Origin of the sequence: Streptomyces sp. NPDC126503 (assembly GCF_040302405.1) — a bacterium.
GTDB classification, from domain to species: domain Bacteria; phylum Actinomycetota; class Actinomycetes; order Streptomycetales; family Streptomycetaceae; genus Streptomyces; species Streptomyces gulbargensis.
This window is the reverse complement of sequence record NZ_JBEORS010000059.1, coordinates 1-1908: the sequence shown is the minus strand read 5'-3', so window position 1 is coordinate 1908 and position 1908 is coordinate 1. Positions and strand designations below refer to the sequence as shown.

2 protein-coding genes are annotated in these 1908 nt (G+C 59.7%); both read right to left on the bottom strand.

Annotated features, from left to right (window positions below):
- Positions 1-231 (bottom strand): MerR family transcriptional regulator (locus ABTY40_RS30825; RefSeq protein ID WP_491562518.1); only part of this gene is annotated, 231 nt, incomplete at its 3' end.
- A gap of 1441 nt (positions 232-1672) precedes the next feature.
- On the bottom strand, positions 1673-1908 hold a 236-nt coding region (locus tag ABTY40_RS30820), incomplete at its 5' end, for a MerR family transcriptional regulator (protein WP_491562517.1).

The following is a 1908-nucleotide window of genomic DNA, read 5'->3' as shown; positions in this document are numbered from 1 at the left end:
CATCCGATACCGCCGGTACCCGTTCGCACCGCGCTCCGCGGCGGGGAGCACACCGAGTCGCTCGAGGTCGCGCACCTGCTGCGTCGAGTAGCCGATCTCGCTTGTTCGCAGCGTTGGATCGCTCAGCAATACGAAGAAGGACCACGTGCGAACGTGGTCCTTGTTCGTATTGCTGGTCAGCGGCGACGTGTCGACGTTCAGCCGAAACGAATTGCCTCGCTCGACTTCCACCGATGCGGACTCGAGTGCGTGGACGAGCGTGTTGTTCGAGAGCAGTCGTCGTTCGTAGTCCGAGATGACGGTGACGGGTTCGAGGGTGACGGGCCAGCTCGCGGTTCAGTGCAGCGATTGCTCACCGCGTCATGAGATCAGACAGTTCTTTAGCCGCACTGGAGCTTGTAATCGCCGGAGCTGAGCTGAGCTGACGCAGCGGTGACATCCTTGGCCCCAGAGGCTTTGAAATACGAGACAACGCGGAACGTGTGCTGCCCGGTCCCATTGCATTTGTACTGGACACTTTTTTGCACCATGTTCCACGTGCCAAAACTCTCGAAGGCTTCAGTAACGGGAACCCAGAGCCACCCGTTATGCATGAAAACGATTGACCTGATGTACGTCTTGGTGACGGCTCCCCAACAACTAGAGATTGCTGGCTTCGCGCCCACTGAACCGGAGGGGAACCCTTGTCCGGATGATCTCTTCCACATTTGTCCCACCGCAAAATGACAATTTCCTACTACCGTCGCTCTCGTGGTCGCACCTGGCGTCGATTCAGGAGCGCCGATGCTCGTGTCCGACCCAAGTGCATCCATCTCCGCGTCCGTCATCACCACCGCATCGGCAGGAAGCGGTGTTCCATCCGGGTAGACGAGGTACTCGTCGGGAACGTCCGCCGAGCTCACCGCTGTGAGTGGCGGGAGGTCGGGCGCGCCGTTCCCTGATGATGCCGCGTAAGCCGGGCTGCCGCCGGCTGCTACGATCCCGAGGATCAATGATCCAGCGAAAATAAAACCGAATTTGTGGTGGTGACGGTGTCTCATCTTTGAATACCTATTTCTAGTCAACTAAAACTTCCGCTAGACACTCGAGCCGCTTGACGCGCGGTAGGGGAGTCGTAGCGTCTACTGCGAATAAAGAGGCCCATCTGTTCCCGCGACCCGATAAGGCACAGAGACGGGGGTAAGCAGAACTGAGAGTCCGCTATCAGCCGCATACTTTTCCTGGAATTCGTACGCGTCGCTTTCGACGTCAAAGACGCCGATGAAACCAGGAGTTTCTTCCAAGTACACGATCCACACCATCATAAATGAAATGTATCACTTTCGACCTGGTGGCCGTCCTCGGCTATCAGCGCCTTCGCCCCGCGTGACGATACTGTCAAGAACTTCTTCGTCATGAGCTATCTCCCTGAGTAACTGGAAGCTATAGCTTCGCCCACCCGCAAGCTCCGTGTCTGTAGGACGTTCGGCCGACAGACAAAGCCCTGCCAACCGACTAAGGTCTCTTGGCTGCTCCGTCCATCGATCGAAGCCAGCCTGATGCACTCGGCACACTGACTTCGTCCGACCCCGCAGCGTCCGACTGGAGTGAGTCCGCGATCACGGTGTCGATGGGAGCAGTCAGCCACGCGCGTGATCATGTCGCGAGCCCGTGGCCGCTGGCTAATCTGACATCAGCGCTCGGACGTGAAGGATGGTCCGTCCGATCCGGCCCCCGCGAGGTGTTCCGTCAGTAGGGCGTGCAGATGGCCCGCCGCCGCGAGAAGCGTGACGCTGCGGCGCGTGAGGTCGCCCAATCGCTCCGTGAGGATGCGCTGCACCTGCGCGGTGTCACCGTGCGCGCGCACCTCGTCGATGATCCGCGAAACGGCGGGGATGCCGTAGCCGCCCGAACGCAGGGCGGCGGCGA